Source organism: Mycolicibacterium peregrinum, from assembly GCF_001665625.1.
Classification (GTDB): Bacteria; Actinomycetota; Actinomycetes; order Mycobacteriales; family Mycobacteriaceae; genus Mycobacterium; species Mycobacterium peregrinum_B.
This window is the reverse complement of sequence record NZ_LZSY01000067.1, coordinates 14127-28108: the sequence shown is the minus strand read 5'-3', so window position 1 is coordinate 28108 and position 13982 is coordinate 14127. Positions and strand designations below refer to the sequence as shown.

Sequence of the window (13982 nt, the reverse complement as noted above, 5' to 3'; positions counted from 1 at the left end):
ATACTGCTCCGCGCAGGCTTGAGTCATGGACATCGTCATCGCAGGGGCCGGTATCGGCGGCCTCACCACCGCACTCGCACTGCATGCCCGGGGCATGAGCGTCACCGTTGTGGAATCGGCGCGCGAACTCGCCGCGCTCGGTGTCGGTATCAACCTGCTTCCACACGCCGTACGTGAGCTGACCGAGCTGGGCCTGGGCGACGAGGTCCGCGCCATCGCGGCCACCCCGGCAGTCATCGATTTCTACTCCTCGGACGGGACACTGTTGTTCCGCGAGCCGCGCGGAATCGAAGGTGGCTACGGCTACCCGCAGTGCTCGGTGCACCGCGGCCGGTTGCAGATGGTGCTGCTCGACGCGGTCCGGGCCCGGCTGGGCGCCAAGGCGGTCCGGACCGGTGCCGGCGTCGTGGATTTCGCCGAAACGGCTGACGCGGTGCGCGTGCAGACCCGTGCCGGCGATTTCACCGCCGACGTGTTCGTCGGCGCCGACGGGGTGCACTCGATGGTGCGGCGCAGGCTGCACCCGGGCCCCGATCCACTCGCCTGGTCGGGAGTACGGATGTTTCGCGGCGCCAGCCGGATTCGGCCGTTCCTCGACGGCCGCACGATGGCCATCGTCAAGGGTCCGCACGGCGTCGAGCTGGTCACCTATCCGATCGGCGGTGATCTGGTGAACTGGGTGCTGCAGGTCCCCGAAGCCGGGGCCGGCCCCCTTCCCGGCGACGCGAACTGGAACACCCCGACCGATCCCGCGGCCGTGACCGCCCACATGTCCGGCTGGAGCCTGGACTGGCTGGACACCGCCGAGCTGGTGGCCCGATCCGACACGGTGTTCGAGTATCCGATGGTCGATCGGGAGCCACTGCCGCACTGGGGAACTCAACGCGTCACACTGGTCGGCGACGCTGCGCATCCGATGTACCCGGTCGGAGCCAACGGCGGGTCCCAGGCCATCCTCGATGCCGCCGCGCTGGCCGACGAACTGGCCGTCGGCCGCGGTGTCACGGGTTACGAAGCCCGCCGCGTCCCGGAGACGACGGCCGTGGTGTACGCCAACCGTGAGATGCATGCCGGTGACCCGCGCGACCTGGACCGCGTCACCGCCACCTACCGACGAAACACTCTGGCGGACCGGAGTTCCCGATGAACGGACGATCGAACGCGAACATTGTTCTCGTACCCGGCGCGTGCCACGGCGGCTGGTGCTTCGATGACCTGGCCGCTGCGCTGCGGGCCGACGGCCACCGGGTGTTGACGCCAACCCTGACCGGGGTCGCCGAACGCGCGCACCTGGCTCACGCCGGGGTCAACCTCGACACCCACATCGCCGATGTGATCTCCGATTTCCACGCTCACCGCGTCACCGACGCGGTACTGGTCGGCCACAGCTACGGCGGCATGGTGATCACTGCGGTTGCTGACCGAATCCCGGACCGTGTGCGCACGCTGGTCTATCTGGATGCGTTCGTCCCGCGCGACGGCGAGTCCTGCTGGTCGCTGACCAACGACGAGCAGCGCCAGTGGTACATCGGGGTCGACGCGACCGGCTACGGCGTGCCCCCGCTGCCGTTCTTCGACGAACGCGCGACGGCCCACCCTCTGGCGTCACTGTTGCAGCCGGTCCGCCTCGGCGACGAGCCGCCGGGGATTCGCCGGATCTACGTCGCAGCCCGGCGGTGGCCGACGGAGTCGCCGTTCGCGCCGACCTACGAGCGGCTCCGCAGCGACCCCGGGTGGACGACGTATGCCCTCGATGGGGCGCACAACCTCATGCGGGACAACCACACTGATCTGGTGCGCATCCTGCGGGACGCCGCCGATACCGTCAACCTCCCGACCGGCGCAACTGGTCGCGGATGACGTTCGCCTGGGTGCTGATTGCGCCGACATAACCGTCGGGCCGCACCAACACGTAGGTGCCGACAGGTACGTCGTAGTCCGAACTTGGCCCGAGGCTCACCTGGGGAACACCGAAATCGACTGTTTTGCAGTCGAATTCCAGCACAGTCCAGTGCGGGCCGCGGAACACGTCGAACAATCGACGGCCATCGGGCAACAGACCGTCGGGTGCCCGGTCGCCGGCTTGCAGTCCGTCCAGGCTCGCATCACCGGCCGCCAGTGGACCGCCCCGGTAGCCGATGTCCAACTGGTGGATCGCGGCCGGTGCCGGCTCAGTCCCGCCGAACCCCTGGCGATGTAGCGCACCGCTGAGTTGCAGTACCTCGGCGGCAACGGGCAGGCGTTCGGCCTCATAGCTGTCCAGCAGGTCAGCGGGTGCGCCGGCGATCACCGCGGCCAGTTTCCAACCGAGGTTGTAGGCGTCCTGCACCCCGGTGTTCACGCCCTGCCCTCCGGCGGGTGAGTGCACGTGGGCGGCATCCCCGGCGAGGAAGACGCGGCCGATCCGGAATTGTTGCGCCATGAGCAGATTCACCCGGTACAGCGAGATCCATCGCAAGTCCGACAGTGTGACGTCGCGGCGGCCCGACCGTTGTTCCAGCACCGCCTGCATTCCCTCGAGGGTCAGCGGTGGCGGGTCCTCGACCGGCGCCATGGTGACCACCAGTTGGTAATGCTCGCTGCCGGGGAGGTTCCACAGCGAGAACCGCCGAGATTGATCGCCGTCCCGGGTCAGCAGGTGACAGCACCGGCCGTCGAGCCCGCTGACCCGCACGTCACCGACCACGATGCGTTCCTCGGTCAGCGCACCGCCGAGAAACTCGACCCCCGACACCTTGCGTACCGTGCTGCGGCCACCGTCGGCACCGACCAGGTAGCCGGCGCGGATTCGCCCGCGGTTGGTGTCCACCGTGACGCCGTCGTCGTCCTGCGTGAAACCCGTTACCTCGGTGTCGAATTCGATCGTGCCACCGAGTTCGGCGAACCGCGCCGCCAGGATCTGGTCGGTGCGCCACTGCGGGATCAGCCAGGTGTACGGATAAGGCACCGCCGGTGCAGGCTCCAGCTCGGACAGTCCGAGGAGCTCGTAGATCGGCTTCTCCCAGACCACGTCGGCGCCGCGGTACAGCCGCATGGGCGGAAACGACTCACCGGCGGCCAGCACCGCACCGATGACCCCGAGGTCGTCGAAGACCTCCAGCGTGCGCGGCTGCAGCCCCTTGCCGCGCGAACCGGGAAACAACGTCGCCGCCTTGTCCAGCACCCGCGTCGGCACGCCTCGACGAGCCAGTTCGATGGCCAAAGTGAGTCCGGTCGGCCCGGCACCCGCGATCACGACCGTCATCGACAGACACCTCCGAGCAGCACCAGCAGCACGTCATCGATCAGCCGTGCGCTGAATGCCGCGTCGATCGGCAGGTCCAGGTGGATCTGGCGCAGGATCATCGCCTCGGCCACGTCATGGACGAGCTCGACATCGACGCCGGCGGCGATGTCACCCCGGGCAATGGCCCGTTGCAGCGCGTCGTGGAACGGCGAGAGCTCCTCCTTGGCCAGGTGTTCGCGGAGGGCCTCGGCCAGTTGCGTGTCGTGGCGCATCAGCGTCGCGAGCTCCGCAGTCACCCGCGTCAGCGGGTCCGCCACCTCCGCGGCGACCGCATCCATGACGGCGAACAGGTCACTGCGCAGCTGCCCGGTATCCGGAATGGCGGCGTTGCGGGCGGCGTCCGCAGCGTCCAGCGTGGCGCGCACCAGCTGTGCCTTGTTCGGCCACCGGCGGTAGATGGTGGCCTTGCTGGCACCTGCCCGCGTGGCGACGGCGTCCATCGTCAGCGCCTGATATCCCCGCTCCGCCAGCAGTTCGGCCGCCGCTGCCAACACTGCCTTTTCTCGCTCCATGCCTCGCACCACGCCCGAAGCGTACGAAACTGTTTCGTACTCTTCAACGCAATATTCTGGTCCGCGGGACAAAACTGCAACACGTTTCAGTTTTGCGGTCTCGATCGTTTAGGCTTTCCTCGTGCCAGCAGCATCTTCGCAACCCGCGATCGACGGATGGTTCGCCACCGACGACGCCGGTGCCACCCATCTGATCGGCGGCAAGTGCACTCAGTGCGCCACGTTCGTGTTCCCGCCGCGCGAGAACAACTGCCCCAACCCGGCCTGCGCCAGCGACACCCTCGACCTGGTGCCACTGTCCCGCCGCGGAAAGGTGTGGAGCTACACCGAGAACCGGTACCTCCCGCCGTCGCCGTATCCCAAGACCGACCCGTTCGAGCCGTTTGCGATCGCCGCGGTGGAGCTGGCCGACGAAGGCCTGATCGTGCTCGGCAAGGTCGTCGAAGGCACCCTCGCCGCCGACCTCAAGGTCGGCATGGAGATGGAGCTGACCACCATGACGCTCTACACCGACGACGAGGGCGTCGAGCGCACCACCCACGCCTGGAGGATCGCCTGATGAGCGCACCCGAACCGCTGTACATCCTCGGCGCGGGAATGCACCCGTGGGGCAAGTGGGGACGCGACTTCACCGAGTACGGCGTCGTCGCCGCCCGCGCGGCCCTGGCCGAAGCCGGGCTGGACGCGCAGCAGATCCAGTTCATCGCCGGCGCGGACACCATCCGCAACGGCTACCCGGGCTTCATCGCCGGGTCGACGTTCGCCCAGAAGCTGGGCTGGAACGGCGTGCCGGTGTCGTCCTCGTACGCGGCGTGCGCGTCGGGCTCGCAGGCGCTGCAGAGTGCGCGCGCCCAGATCCTGGCCGGGTTCTGCGATGTCGCACTGGTGATCGGTGCGGACACCACCCCCAAGGGCGCCTTCGCGCCCGTCGGCGGCGAGCGCAAGAACGATCCCGACTGGCAGCGCTTCCACCTGCTCGGTGCGATGAACCCGGTGTACTTCGCCCTGCTCGCGCGGCGCCGGATGGATCTCTACGGCGCCACCGCCGAGGACTTCGCCCAGGTGAAGGTGAAGAACTCCCGCCACGGCCTGCAGAACCCGAATGCGCGCTACCGCAAGGAATCCGCGATCGAGGACGTGCTGGCCAGCCCGGTGGTCTCCGACCCGCTGCGCCAACTCGACATCTGCGCCACCTCCGACGGCGCGGCCGCTCTGATCGTCGCTTCGAAGTCGTTCGCCGAGAAGCACCTCGGCTCGCTCGAGGGTGTGCCGTCGGTACGCGCGATCTCGACTGTGACCCCGCGCTACCCGCAGCACCTGCCCGAATTGCCAGACATCGCAACAGATTCCACCGCAGTCGTGGCGGCGCCGGAGCGGGTGTTCAAGGACCAGATTCTCGACGCGGCCTACGCCGAGGCGGGCATCGGCCCCGAGGACGTCAGCCTGGCCGAGGTCTACGACCTGTCCACCGCACTCGAACTGGACTGGTACGAGCACCTGGGCCTGTGCGCCAAGGGTGAAGGCGAGCAGCTGCTGCGTTCGGGCGCCACGACCATCGGCGGGCGCGTGCCGGTCAACCCGTCGGGCGGCCTGGCCTGCTTCGGCGAGGCCATCCCGGCCCAGGCCATCGCGCAGGTGTGCGAGTTGACCTGGCAGCTCAAGGGCCAGGCCACCGGCCGGCAGGTCGAGGGCGCGAAGGTCGGCGTGACCGCCAACCAGGGCCTGTTCGGCCACGGCTCCTCGGTGATCGTCGCCCGGTGATCCCCGTTGCCGCGCGAGCGTGCGTGTCTGCTCCGCGACACGCCGCCGCGCGGCAGCATTTTGCGCACGTTCGCGTCACGATGACGGTGTGAGCGAAACCGTCGTCGTCCGCGTCAAGCCCGGCAGCCGCAAAGGCCCGCTGGTCGAGGTCGCCGATGACGGCGCTCTCACCATCTACGTGCCAGAACGCGCCGTCGACGGCAAGGCCAATGACGCCGTCACCAAATTGCTTGCCCAGCATCTGGGTGTGCCGCGCAGCCGCGTGGAGTTGATCTCAGGAGCGACTGCGCGGCTCAAGCGTTTTCGGGTCAGCTGAGCTCCGGCGAGCGTGCGCAAAACACCGCTCAAAGGCGGCGTGGCGGGCAGCAGACACGCACGCTCGCGGTGCAAATGGGCCTGCGTCAGCCCAGGTTGCGGTTCCACTCCAGCCAGCCGATGCCGGTACGCCCGTCGGCGGTGCGAACCTTCGCCCAGGCGCGGGGGAACTGACTGATGCGACCGTCCGCAGCCACCAGCAGCACCGGCGCGTGTCCCTGGATGTCGACAGTCGCCTCGATGTCGCCGGGCTGCAGAGTCAGCGTCGTCGACACCGGCAGATCGTCGGCACCGACCGTGTATTGCGCTGTCACCGACTGCAATTCGACGAGCGGTTCACCGTCGCGCTGCGAATAGCCGATACCGATCGGTGGCATTCCGGAGATCCGGATGTCCACGCCGTGCAGGTGGGTGCCGTCGTCGAGATGGATGGCACTCCACACCCAATTCATCGACCACCAGTCCCGCACACCCCACGAATGATCGCGCTGACCCGACACTGCCTTGATGTCGAACGTCTGCTCCCCGATGGTCACCGTGCCCGCGACCGTGCAGGGAATCTCATAGCGCGGCGTGATGCGGTACTGGTACGGAGTTCCGGCTGTGGTCCAGGTCAGGTCCATGGTCACGTCAACCGGCCGACCGGTCTCGCCGCGCAGCAGCGCCGCCGGATCATCGTGAGCCTGCCCGGTACCCGACGCCGTGACGCGGTAGGTCTTGAGCGGTTCGACCGGTTGCAGGCTCAGCTCGACCCCGTCACCCTTGATCAGCTCCGGTTCGGCCGGTACGGCATGAAAGTCGTTGAGCGCCACGGTCGGCATGCCCGGACCGCAGAACAGCACATTGACCCACGCGGTGTCCTGGTTGGGGATCAGGCCCAGTCGGACCCAACCGCCGAAACCCGCGGCGGGATCGGTGAAGTCGAAGTACCAGCTCTCGTTCCACAGCTCTTCGTCGGTGGGCGGGTGCGGATGGTCGTCCTCGGCGGCGGGCACCAACGGCTCCGGAACCGAGGGTGGCGCAAGGACGTCCAGTGCTCCGGTATCCAGAACATGGCTGCAGTGCCGGTCGAGCATCGTCATGAACATGTGGTCGCCGCGTTCGGTACGTTCCACCAGCATCGAGGAGATGATCGCCATCATCACGCCGAAGAAACTCTGCCGGCGCACGCCGTCGCGCACCTGATCGAGCGTCAGTGCCGAGTCCGAGCCCAGCGCCTGGTGATACGCCGCCAGCAGCTCGTCGTAGTGCGCCCGGCGCTGTTCGACGGGTAGGGCGCAGCCGATGAAATAGGCGACATCGGTGAACGCCGGTCCTTTGGTGACGGTCTGCCAGTCGACCACCGTCAGAGCCCGGTCCGCACCCGCGTCGCCGAACAGCATGTTGTCGAGTCGATAGTCGCCGTGCACCAGACCCTGAGGCCGCTCGGACGCGCCTTCGTCGGCCAGGTAGGCGTCGAAACTCTCGACGAGTCGTTCGCATACCTGGCGCTGCTCCGGCGTGATCAGACCCGCGTACCGGTCGACGAAGGCCGCGTACAGACCCGAAATCAGCGCCTGGTTGACCGGTGCCTCACGATTGAGCCATTCAGCCTGGTCCAGGGCCTCGGCGCCGGCCTTCGACCCGTGCACGCGACCGAGCTCGGTGAGCGCCACGGCGGCCTGTTCGGCTGTGGCGCCGCGGATCTCGTCACCCACCACGGCGGGAACCGCATCGCCGAGCAGCAGATCGAAGGCACCGGTCTGGGTGTCGATCGCGGCGTGGTAACACGGCGCCACGGGCCCGGGCACCAGGGCGGGCGCGATGTCGGTGTAGAACCGCACCTCGCGCTCGTAAAGCCCCAGGGACAGTCCGGTCTGGCGGCTGTTGGGATCGGTGGCGGCCACCTTGAGCACCACCGAGGCGGGCCCGGCGGTGTCACCGGCGTAGCTCAGCGCGACGCGGTAGCACTCACTCATCTGGCCGGTGCCGATCCGCTCGAAAGTGAACGCGCTGACCTGGCCGGCACCGAGGGCGGCGGTCAGCCAGTCACAGGTCAGGTCTTCGGGGCGGTCGAGTAGGGCTGTCTGAGTCGGTTGCACACAGGCAACCTAGCAGTGTTCCGGATCACACATGACAGGTGTCAACTAATGGTGTGCCGCCTTGGCATGACCATGGGCACAGGCGTCCGGCGGGGTGGGCGCCACGTCCAGGGCCGGGTTGCGGTCGAAGAACCCGAACGGCTTGAGCCAGAACGACACCACGTCCACCGGCATCACCGGCCAGTCCTCCGGACGGGTGATGTGGTGGATGCCGAACACGTACCACAGCACCACGTCGGTGTTGTCGATCGAGCGGTCGGCCTTCGTCCACTCACCCAACCCGGTATCGGCCACCGACTGGTTGACGAACTCCCCCGCCGGCCAGCGCTCGTCCGGTTGGTTGGGGGTCACCCACAGCGTGTGGGCGATGACATTGGCGCGCTGAATCACCGGCGAGGCGGGGTCGAACATCGCAGGGATCGCACCGGTGGGAACCAGCTTGTACGACGGATGGGTCCCCAGGCCGTTGACGACGTTGGTATTGACCACCTTCCAGGCCCGCTGGGTGGCGAAGTTGACGTCCTGTCTGCCCTCCTGCTCGGTGCGCAGCGCCTGATTGCGCACCACCAGTGACAGGCCGTACGGATTGTCCGGGCTGATGGGTTCTGCGTACGACTCGGTCATGTAGACCGTGTTGTCGGTGCCGTCGACATCCAGATCCAACCGGGCGATCAGGAAGTGTTGATGGAACGGCGCGTAGGTGCGCTCGTCGACCAGCGTGCCGTTCTTCGGCGTCGGCCCGGCCGAAAACGGTGTGGTGACCATGATCCCGGTGGCCCGGACCTCGCACTCGATGTTGCCGTCCTGGTACAGCCGCCAGTACACCAGATATTCGTAGTTGGCGACGGTGACGTGGAAAGACAGTGTGAGTCTGCGCATCCGACGTACCTCGGCACCCGCGTCGTGGTCGACGTGCTTCCACAGCACGGCGTTGTCTTCCTCGTGGATGCAGATCGCGTTGGTGATGGTGTACGGCTCACCGCTGCTGTTGTGCAGTACCGCGTCCAGATAACGGATCTCACCGAGGCAGTCGCAGCCGAGCTCCAGCGAGGTGGTCATGAATCCCAGACCCCACTCGCCGATGTCGAACGCCGTGCGCCGGTAGTGATCGACCGAGGAATCTCGGTACGGGACCACCATCTCGGCGAACGACATCCGGTGTGCCACCGAACGATCCACGTCGCCGTCGCGGTACCGCACGGTGTGCAGGGTCATGCCCTCACGATGGTTGAACCCGATCCGCAACGACCAGTTCTGCCACCGCAGCAGGTTGCCGTCCAAGGTGAACGAGGGGCCGTCGGGCTGCGTGATGTCGAGCGGCTTGAGTGGGTCCCGGCGCGAAGCCGCCCGAATCCGTTCCGGGATGTGGCGCGGCACGTATTCACCCATCACGTCGGGCTTTTCGGCGCTGCCGTCATCTTCGACCCGCAGCACTTCCATGCTGTTGACGTCGATCACGCAATGGAGACCGCTGACCGGGTGCGCGTATGGATTGGCGCCGGCGGCCTGCTTGTACCAGGTGTCCGACCAGCCGATCCGCCGGTCACGATATTCGGGTGGCGCGACGGCGTCGCCGTAGGTCCAGGTGTCCATGAAGACGTTGTCGAGGTCGGTGATGCCGCGTCGGGCCAGGGCGGCGATCACGTCGGGATGCCGGCGCAGCACCTCGTCGCATTCGACGAACTCGTCGACGGTGAAATTGGCCTGGACACCCGGAACATGGTCGAACTTCTCGACCCGGTCGTCGGTCAGCGACACGACGCCCTTGTACGTGGCGTTGGCCGTCCGCTCCAGGCAGATCACGGCCGCGCGCCGGGCCGGAACAGCACCACCACCGTCGAACGCGGCCAATTCGGCCTTGGACGGCTCGACGAGTTCCACCGAGGCAACCCGCCAGCCCGCACCCACTCCGCGCTCACGCCGCAATATCGCCGCTACCGCACGAAACTCGTCGGCGGACAGCGGATCCAAGGGGTAATCCACGTCAAATACGCAACCACACCGGAGGATTCCGTGCAGCGAATCGCTCAGAGTAGATCAGACGAACTCACCGCTCGGCGAGGGTGAACCCTTCCCAGGCCCGGCGTCGCACCGACCGCGGGTCGTATTCGACGCGGGGCCTACGGTCGAACACGAACACCGCGCGGTCATCGCTGTCATAGGCCGGCCAGCCCGGGCCCGGCTCGCCGGACCGGCTGAACTCGCGCCACCGGCGCTGCACGTCTCGACTGACCCGCCGGGCCGACGTGCGGTCACCCACGGCGGTCAGCAGCGCGCCGTAAGTCGTGTGGTACGTGTCGAAGACGGCCAGCAGTTCCATCGCGTGCGTCGCTCCGAGCCCCGCCCAATGCAGGGTGCGGGGCGCGTAGTCGTAGCGGTACACGTAGGTCGGTGCATGCTTGCTGTGCGCCTCGGCGATCTGCCAGGTGGCCGAGGCGAACGCGAAATCACCACCGAGGCGCACACAGGCCGCGCTGCTCGGATAGTCCGGGTAGGCCGCGACGATCCGCCGGCGGTCCTCGGGATCGGTACGGGCGAACAACTTTTCGATCATCGGCTCATTGGTCGGCAGCAGCGGGAGGAACCGGGTGAACAGCCGGCCCTCGTCGGCGTTGTTGCCGACGATCAACGGCACCCGGTGTGCACTGCCCTCGGCCATCGCCGTCACCGGATCGACCGGCAGATACTCCGTGCCGAATGTCGGGCCGACCGGAAACGCCCCCGGCATGTCCGTCTGTCCACGCATGATCAGTGATTCCAGCGCCCGGCCCAGGTCCGCGGGCCGGGCGGACATGAGTGCGGCAGCCGCCGATCCCCCATCGGGACTGACCAATTCGGCGAGCTGATCCGCGAGCCGGGCCGCGGCATCCATGGAACTGACCATCCCGCTGGCCGGGCTCTCCGAGATCACCTGAGCGAACAGTCCTTCGGCCTCCGGCACCGCGAGCAGTGTCGCGACCGCGTGGGCGCCCGCACTCTCACCGAAGATCGTCACGTTGTCGGGGTCTCCGCCGAACACCGCCACGTTGTCGCGGACCCAACGCAGGGCCAGCACCAGATCACGCAGGAACAGGTTGTCCTCGATCGGATGGTCGGGAGTCGCCAGCGACGACAGTTCGACGCAGCCGAGCATGCCGAGCCGGTAGTTCACCGAGACGAACACACAACCGCGGCGAGCGAGCGCAGCACCGTCGTAGACGGGTGTGGCCGAACTGCCCATGATGTAGCCACCGCCGTGCACGAAGAACATCACCGGCAGCGGACCGTCGGAGTTCGGCTTTTCCGGCGCCACCACGTTGAGGGTCAGGCAGTCCTCGCTCATCGGCTGGTGCTTGCCCACACCGACGAGCGTGTAGCGGCGTTGCTGGGGCGCGCAGTAACCGAACCCGTGGCAATAGCGCACACCCGGCCATGGCTCGGCAGGCTCGGGTGCCCGCAGGCGCAGCGGCCCGACCGGCGGTTTGGCGTAAGGGATGGAACGCCAACGATGTACGCCGTCACGCGTGAACCCCTCGACGATGCCGGTACTGATCTTTGCCCGGACAGTCCGCTCGTGCATAGACCGACCGTATCGAACAACACCAGTGGGGGCGGACACGCGGTGGGCGTGGCATGCGACCGCTAGCCTTGCGGGTATGCGAATCGCTGTGACTGTTGGGGCTGCTGTGCTTTTGGCGGCGCTCGTGGCGGCCTGCTCACCGGGAGGGGGGCACGAGACGCAGCCGAACTCGCAGCCCCGGATGTCGATGCCGGCCGGCGCCCCGCACACCAAGATCACCACAACCACTACGACCACCACCTCGCCGCTGCCCACCACGGCGCCGGATCCGGGTACCCCGATGAACCGGGTGATCAAGTGGGTCGAGGCGGGCACCCCGGCCGACCCGTCGGGCTTCCATACGGCAACGCGCGAAGGTCAATCCACCAATCTGGGTGACGATGTCGCGTTCGTCGCTCCTTCGGGCAAGGCCCGCTGCGCCACCGACAAGACGGCCGAAGGCCAATTGGCGTGCCTCATCCAGGCCAGCGGCCTCCCCTCGAAGCCGTCGGACGTCGAGGGTCAGTGGATTCCCGGCTGGGTGGATTTCGGCGGGGAGACCGTGGATATCGGCTCGCTGCACGGAGATCCGGGCCGGTTCAACTACGGGGACGGCGCGGAACTGGCCGCGGGCAAGTCACTGGCCTTCGGCGACTACCGGTGCCGCGCCGACGACACCACCCTGGTGTGCGTTAACTACGCGCACCAGTCCGCGGTGCTGCTGAACTCGTCGGGCGTCGAACCATTGGGCTGTCTCAAGCCGGTCCCACCGCCGGTGGGCGTCGGGCGTCAGCTCAGCTGCCCGCCCGACTAGCGCCAGCCGTCGGCAGCCTTCGCGGCCTGTAGCAACGCGTCACACAACTGTCGCAGCTCGTCGGCTGCGGCACCCTCGTCCACCGCGATCGCGACATCCTCGGCCGCACACCGGACCTGATACACCCGGTCGGACAGCTGGGCGGCCTCGTCCGCGGAGAGCACCACCGAATCCGGGGCCAGCGAGGTGCCTTTCACCATCGCGCGCTGTTCGTAGGCTCGCTGCCGGCAGGATTGCCTGCAATACTGGCGACGCCGGCCCATCTGCGCATCGGCGACCTCACGACCACACCACCGACAGGGCTGCGGACGATTCTTTCGGTGGTGGTGCGCCATGGGTCCCGACTGTAGACTGCCCGACGCCGCGACCCGCGTATCATCGATGGTCGAGTCGGGAACTTCGCAACGCCGTGCTGCGTTGATACATCCGGACAAACGCCGAACAAGGAGTGTTGACGATGGCTGATCGCGTCCTGAGAGGCAGTCGCCTCGGAGCCGTGAGCTACGAGACCGACCGCAACCATGATCTGGCGCCGCGTCAGGTCGCGCGCTACCGCACCGACAACGGTGAGATATTCGACGTCCCGTTCGCCGACGACGCCGAGATTCCCGGCACCTGGCCCTGCAAGAACGGCATGGAGGGCACCCTGATCGACGGCGACGTGCCGGAGCCCAAGAAGGTCAAGCCGCCGCGTACCCACTGGGACATGCTGCTGGAGCGCCGCTCCGTCGAGGAGCTCGAAGAACTGCTCAAGGAGCGCCTCGACCTCATCAAGACCAAGCGTCGCGGTAGCTGAACCCGATAAAAAACCGCGGCCATGCCCTTGTGGGCATGGCCGCGGTTTTTTCGTCGCCGACTAGCTGCGCACCACGCCCCTGGCGCGGTCCAGGCGCCCGCGGATACCCCACTCCGCGACCTTGAACATCGCCTCGCGGATGTTCGAGCCGCTCATCTTGGAGACCCCGAGCTCACGTTCGGTGAACGTGATGGGCACCTCGACCACCTTGAAGCCGTTGTTGATCGCACGCCAGGTCAGGTCGATCTGGAAGCAGTAACCCTTGGAGTCCACCGCGGACAGGTCGATCTTCTCCAGCACCTCCCGCCGGTAAGCGCGGTAGCCGGCGGTGATGTCGTGGATACCGACACCCAGCAGCAACCGGGAGTAGGTATTGGCGGTCTTGGACAGCACCAGCCGCCGAACGGGCCAGTTGCGTACCGTGCCGCCGGAGACATAGCGCGAACCGATGGCCAGGTCCGCACCGGCGTCGACCGCGTCCAGCAGCCGGCTCAATTCCTCCGGCGCGTGACTGCCGTCGGCGTCCATCTCGACCAGGACCGAGTACCCGCGGCCCAGCCCCCAGGCAAAGCCGGCCAGATAGGCCGCACCCAGACCCGCTTTGCTGGTCCGGTGCATCACGTGCACACGATCCGGGTCGGCCAGTGCCAATTCATCGGCCAGCTTGCCGGTGCCGTCGGGGCTGCCGTCGTCGACCACCAGGATGTGCACCTCGGGGCTGGCGTGATGAACACGCCCGACGATCAGCGGCAGATTCTCCCGCTCGTTGTAGGTGGGAATGATCACCAGAGTGCGCTGACTCGGGCGTTCACCGTCCCGGCGAGGGCTGGATTCCCCCGGCCGCTTCGCTCCGTCACCAGGGACTGTCATGTGGCTCCT

Annotated in this window: 14 protein-coding genes; 7 read left to right on the top strand and 7 right to left on the bottom strand. The window is 67.4% G+C overall.

What is annotated here, in order from left to right:
- Nucleotides 1-25 precede the first annotated feature (25 nt).
- Both A5779_RS08935 and A5779_RS08930 read left to right on the top strand, forming a co-directional pair.
- The gene (locus tag A5779_RS08935; RefSeq protein ID WP_064880974.1) at nucleotides 26-1147 is read left to right on the top strand and encodes an FAD-dependent monooxygenase; all 1122 of its coding nucleotides are present in this window, start codon (nucleotides 26-28) and stop codon (nucleotides 1145-1147) included.
- Nucleotides 1144-1860, top strand: a complete 717-nt coding sequence (locus tag A5779_RS08930) for an alpha/beta fold hydrolase (RefSeq protein ID WP_064880972.1) — start codon at nucleotides 1144-1146, stop codon at nucleotides 1858-1860. Before A5779_RS08935 ends, A5779_RS08930 begins: the two co-directional genes overlap by 4 nt.
- On the opposite strand, the gene A5779_RS08925 is transcribed toward A5779_RS08930, so the two are convergent.
- Nucleotides 1826-3244, bottom strand: coding sequence for an FAD-dependent monooxygenase (locus A5779_RS08925; protein ID WP_064880970.1), 1419 nt, complete (start codon nucleotides 3242-3244; stop codon nucleotides 1826-1828). The two genes, A5779_RS08930 and A5779_RS08925, sit on opposite strands and share 35 nt — an antisense overlap.
- Nucleotides 3241-3798 (bottom strand): TetR/AcrR family transcriptional regulator, encoded by a 558-nt coding sequence (locus A5779_RS08920; RefSeq protein ID WP_064880968.1) that lies wholly within the window; start codon nucleotides 3796-3798, stop codon nucleotides 3241-3243. Before A5779_RS08920 ends, A5779_RS08925 begins: the two co-directional genes overlap by 4 nt.
- Before the next feature lie 121 nt (nucleotides 3799-3919).
- Here A5779_RS08920 and A5779_RS08915 point away from each other — a divergent pair, with 121 nt between their 5' ends.
- The 3 genes from A5779_RS08915 to A5779_RS08905 all read left to right on the top strand — a co-directional run bounded on the left by A5779_RS08915 (nucleotide 3920) and on the right by A5779_RS08905 (nucleotide 5875).
- Nucleotides 3920-4357 carry a Zn-ribbon domain-containing OB-fold protein gene (locus tag A5779_RS08915; RefSeq protein ID WP_055114812.1) on the top strand — a complete coding sequence of 146 codons (438 nt, stop codon included), beginning with the start codon at nucleotides 3920-3922 and terminating at the stop codon, nucleotides 4355-4357.
- Nucleotides 4357-5559 carry a lipid-transfer protein gene (locus tag A5779_RS08910; protein ID WP_064880966.1) on the top strand — a complete coding sequence of 401 codons (1203 nt, stop codon included), beginning with the start codon at nucleotides 4357-4359 and terminating at the stop codon, nucleotides 5557-5559. Before A5779_RS08915 ends, A5779_RS08910 begins: the two co-directional genes overlap by 1 nt.
- Before the next feature lie 88 nt (nucleotides 5560-5647).
- On the top strand, nucleotides 5648-5875 hold the full coding sequence (locus A5779_RS08905; RefSeq protein ID WP_055114815.1) for a DUF167 domain-containing protein: 228 nt from the start codon (nucleotides 5648-5650) through the stop codon (nucleotides 5873-5875).
- A gap of 85 nt (nucleotides 5876-5960) precedes the next feature.
- Here the strand turns inward: A5779_RS08905 and A5779_RS08900 are convergent, their stop codons facing one another.
- The 3 genes from A5779_RS08900 to A5779_RS08890 form a co-directional block, all read right to left on the bottom strand.
- Nucleotides 5961-7955 carry a DUF7064 domain-containing protein gene (locus A5779_RS08900; protein WP_064880964.1) on the bottom strand — a complete coding sequence of 665 codons (1995 nt, stop codon included), beginning with the start codon at nucleotides 7953-7955 and terminating at the stop codon, nucleotides 5961-5963.
- 45 nt (nucleotides 7956-8000) lie between these two features.
- Nucleotides 8001-9938, bottom strand: a complete 1938-nt coding sequence (locus A5779_RS08895) for a primary-amine oxidase (RefSeq protein WP_064880962.1) — start codon at nucleotides 9936-9938, stop codon at nucleotides 8001-8003.
- Nucleotides 9939-10002: 64 nt separating this feature from the next.
- Nucleotides 10003-11514, bottom strand: coding sequence for a carboxylesterase/lipase family protein (locus A5779_RS08890; protein ID WP_064880960.1), 1512 nt, complete (start codon nucleotides 11512-11514; stop codon nucleotides 10003-10005).
- 76 nt (nucleotides 11515-11590) lie between these two features.
- On the opposite strand from A5779_RS08890, the gene A5779_RS08885 reads away from it, so the two are divergent.
- Nucleotides 11591-12307, top strand: coding sequence for a hypothetical protein (locus A5779_RS08885; RefSeq protein ID WP_064880958.1), 717 nt, complete (start codon nucleotides 11591-11593; stop codon nucleotides 12305-12307).
- Here the strand turns inward: A5779_RS08885 and A5779_RS08880 are convergent.
- Nucleotides 12304-12642, bottom strand: a complete 339-nt coding sequence (locus tag A5779_RS08880; protein WP_064880956.1) for a hypothetical protein — start codon at nucleotides 12640-12642, stop codon at nucleotides 12304-12306. The genes A5779_RS08885 and A5779_RS08880 overlap by 4 nt on opposite strands.
- 122 nt (nucleotides 12643-12764) lie before the next feature.
- On the opposite strand from A5779_RS08880, the gene A5779_RS08875 reads away from it, so the two are divergent.
- Nucleotides 12765-13103 carry an RNA polymerase-binding protein RbpA gene (locus tag A5779_RS08875; protein WP_064881086.1) on the top strand — a complete coding sequence of 113 codons (339 nt, stop codon included), beginning with the start codon at nucleotides 12765-12767 and terminating at the stop codon, nucleotides 13101-13103.
- A 60-nt stretch (nucleotides 13104-13163) separates the two neighbouring features.
- On the opposite strand, the gene A5779_RS08870 is transcribed toward A5779_RS08875, so the two are convergent.
- Nucleotides 13164-13973 carry a polyprenol monophosphomannose synthase gene (locus A5779_RS08870; RefSeq protein WP_055114825.1) on the bottom strand — a complete coding sequence of 270 codons (810 nt, stop codon included), beginning with the start codon at nucleotides 13971-13973 and terminating at the stop codon, nucleotides 13164-13166.
- Nucleotides 13974-13982 lie beyond the last annotated feature (9 nt).

What these genes read in the sequence shown, in the direction of transcription:
- A5779_RS08935 (WP_064880974.1), top strand. Translation starts at nt 26, where the DNA reads ATGGACATCGTCATCGCAGGGGCCGGTATCGGCGGCCTCACCACCGCA.
- A5779_RS08930 (WP_064880972.1), top strand. Translation starts at nt 1,144, where the DNA reads ATGAACGGACGATCGAACGCGAACATTGTTCTCGTACCCGGCGCGTGC.
- A5779_RS08925 (WP_064880970.1), bottom strand. Translation starts at nt 3,244, where the DNA reads ATGACGGTCGTGATCGCGGGTGCCGGGCCGACCGGACTCACTTTGGCC.
- A5779_RS08920 (WP_064880968.1), bottom strand. Translation starts at nt 3,798, where the DNA reads ATGGAGCGAGAAAAGGCAGTGTTGGCAGCGGCGGCCGAACTGCTGGCG.
- A5779_RS08910 (WP_064880966.1), top strand. Translation starts at nt 4,357, where the DNA reads ATGAGCGCACCCGAACCGCTGTACATCCTCGGCGCGGGAATGCACCCG.
- A5779_RS08890 (WP_064880960.1), bottom strand. Translation starts at nt 11,514, where the DNA reads ATGCACGAGCGGACTGTCCGGGCAAAGATCAGTACCGGCATCGTCGAG.
- A5779_RS08885 (WP_064880958.1), top strand. Translation starts at nt 11,591, where the DNA reads ATGCGAATCGCTGTGACTGTTGGGGCTGCTGTGCTTTTGGCGGCGCTC.
- A5779_RS08880 (WP_064880956.1), bottom strand. Translation starts at nt 12,642, where the DNA reads ATGGCGCACCACCACCGAAAGAATCGTCCGCAGCCCTGTCGGTGGTGT.
- A5779_RS08875 (WP_064881086.1), top strand. Translation starts at nt 12,765, where the DNA reads ATGGCTGATCGCGTCCTGAGAGGCAGTCGCCTCGGAGCCGTGAGCTAC.
- A5779_RS08870 (WP_055114825.1), bottom strand. Translation starts at nt 13,973, where the DNA reads ATGACAGTCCCTGGTGACGGAGCGAAGCGGCCGGGGGAATCCAGCCCT.